We start from the raw sequence: 2,385 nt of genomic DNA on the forward strand, positions 1-2,385 counted from the left end.
TCGGTCGGGGCGCCCCACGGGCCGGACGAGGCGACGGCGGCCCGCGCCTGCGCGCCGCCCCAGGAGCGCGCCAGCTCCATCAGCGCGGCGACGCGGTTCTGCGTGGCCGGATGGGTGGAGAACAGATTGTCCATGCGCTGGCCGGACAGCGGGTTGATGATGAACATGTGCGCGGTGGCCGGATTGCGCTCGGCGGCGTGGTTCTCGATCCGGGCCGCGCCGTGCTCGATGTTCTGAAGCGCGGAGGCGAGCCAGTCGGGCCGCCCGCAGATTTCGGCGCCGAGCCGGTCGGCGGCGTATTCGCGCGTCCGGCTGATGGCCATCTGCACGATCATCGCGGCGATGGGGGCGAGAATCATCATCGCGATCGACCCTATCACGCCGAGCGGCTGGTTGTTCTCCCGGTTGCCGGAAAACAGGAAGCCGAAGTTCGCGATCATGGAGATCGCGCCGGCGATGGTGGCCGTGATCGTCATGATCAGCGTGTCGTGGTTCTTCACATGGGCGAGTTCGTGCGCCATCACGCCCGCCACCTCCTCCCGCGACAGGCCGTTGAGCAGCCCCGTGGTGGCGGCCACCGCCGCGTTCTGCGGGTTGCGGCCGGTGGCGAAGGCGTTCGGCTGGTCCTCGTGGATGATGTAGACGCGCGGCATGGGCAGCTGCGCCCGCGTAGCGAGGTCCGCCACCATGCCGTAGAACTCCGGCGCGGACCGGGCGTCCACCTCCTGCGCGTTGGTCATGCGCAGGACCATCTTGTCCGAGTTCCAGTAGCTGAAGACGTTCATAGCCAGCGCCACGACGAAGGCGATCATCGCCCCGCCCCGTCCGCCGATCACGAACCCCACGCCCATGAACAGCGCGGTCATGCCCGCAAGCAGCAGCGCCGTGCGGAAGTAGTTCATCGAGGCTCTCTCCGTGTCCGTGCCTTCGGCCGCCGGGGCGTTTCGCCCGCGCGCCGTCGTCGCGTATCATGTGGGGCGCGGGGCCGCCGTTCCCAAGACGCCGCGGCCCCCGCCCCCGCCTTCGTGACAGGAGACGACGCCCATGGACGACGCGCGCGACAGACCTTTGAGCGACGCCGCCCGCCGCGCGCTGGCGGAGGCCGCCGAGCGCCGCGCGGAGTACGAGCGCCGCGCCGCCGAGCTTGCGGCGACGAAGGAGATCGACGGCCGCGACGGTCCGGATCCGGTGCGCTATGGCGACTGGGAGCGCAAGGGCGTCGCCTCCGACTTCTAAGCCCGCGCCTCCTCGCGTCGAACTGCCGCAGAGCGGCCTCCGCCGGCGCTGCGCCGCAGCAAGACACGCGCGGGCCATGGGAATTCGTCTCGCGCCTAAGTTATTGAAAATGCAGAAACCGGAAATCGGAAACAGGTCCAAACGGATAACCTGTTATTGACTGGCCCGCCGCTCTAAAATCGCCCAACGGAACCGGGCGTTTTCGATCGTTCGATCCGCACGGAAGGGGACGTCGATCCGCTCCGTTTCATTGTTCAGGGAGAGCGACATGTTGAGAGGCGTGATGTTCGCCGCCGCGGCCTTCGCGGCGATGACCGCCAGCGCGTACGCGGCCGAGATCGAAGTGAAGATGCTCAATCAGGGCGAAGAAGGCCGGATGGTGTTCGAGCCGAGCTTCATCAAGGCCAATGTGGGCGACACGATCAAGTTCGTGGCCACCGATCCGAGCCACAACGCCGAGACCGTGCCGGGCTTCCTTCCGGAAGGCGCCAAGGAGTTCAAGGGCGAGTTCTCGAAGGACGTCTCGGTCACCGTCGACAAGGAAGGCGTCTACGGCGTGAAGTGCCTGCCGCATGTGGGCATGGGCATGGTCGCGCTGATCGCCGTCGGCTCGAACTATCCGAACCTCGACGCCGCCAAGGGCCTGAAGTTCACGGGCGTCGCCAAGAAGAAGTTCGAGGCGCTGCTCAAGAAGGCCGAAGAGTCGAAGAGCGCCGCTCTCGCCCAGTGACGTGACGACCGGGCCGGCGGAGGGGGAAGCCCCTCTCCGCCGGCCTCTCAGACGCGGGCCGCGACCGCCCGCGCCACGCGCAGGCCCGCATGGGACAGCGCCCCGCAGATCAGCCCGCCGAACCACAGCAGCACGGCCCAGAGATGGGCGAGCAGCCGCTCGCCGAGCCGGATCGTGGTGCGGAACGCCCGGAGCGACGCCCGCCCGGTCAGCTCCGCCACCGCCCGCGAGCGCGCGCCGAACCGGGCCGTGAACGGCGCGAGATCGGCGAGGTCGTCGCCGGATTTCACGAATTTCAGCAGCCGCACCGTCTCGCCCGCGCCAACCGTCGCGCTCGCCGCGCGCAGGTCCCCGCCGACCCGGCCCATGGCGGCGAGGTCGATCGTGCGCGCCGTCCGGCCGGCGCCCGTCACCCCGCC

The 2,385-nt window shown here is 69.2% G+C and carries 3 protein-coding genes and 1 pseudogene; 2 read left to right on the forward strand and 2 right to left on the reverse strand.

What is annotated here, in order from left to right:
* Positions 1-902, reverse strand: a 902-nt coding sequence (htpX, locus tag ACFQ4O_RS16900) for a zinc metalloprotease HtpX (protein WP_378777449.1), incomplete at its 3' end; no start/stop codon positions are given.
* A 142-nt stretch (positions 903-1,044) separates the two neighbouring features.
* On the opposite strand from htpX, the gene ACFQ4O_RS16905 reads away from it, so the two are divergent.
* Positions 1,045-1,236, forward strand: a complete 192-nt coding sequence (locus ACFQ4O_RS16905; protein WP_378777451.1) for a DUF1674 domain-containing protein — start codon at positions 1,045-1,047, stop codon at positions 1,234-1,236.
* Between the two features lie 268 nt (positions 1,237-1,504).
* On the forward strand, positions 1,505-1,966 hold the full coding sequence (locus ACFQ4O_RS16910) for a pseudoazurin (RefSeq protein ID WP_378777453.1): 462 nt from the start codon (positions 1,505-1,507) through the stop codon (positions 1,964-1,966).
* A 47-nt stretch (positions 1,967-2,013) separates the two neighbouring features.
* Here the strand turns inward: ACFQ4O_RS16910 and ACFQ4O_RS16915 are convergent.
* Positions 2,014-2,385 (reverse strand): annotated as a pseudogene (locus ACFQ4O_RS16915) (hypothetical protein); the annotation flags it as partial.

The organism is Methylopila musalis, from assembly GCF_042679725.1.
Lineage (GTDB): Bacteria > Pseudomonadota > Alphaproteobacteria > Rhizobiales > Methylopilaceae > Methylopila > Methylopila musalis.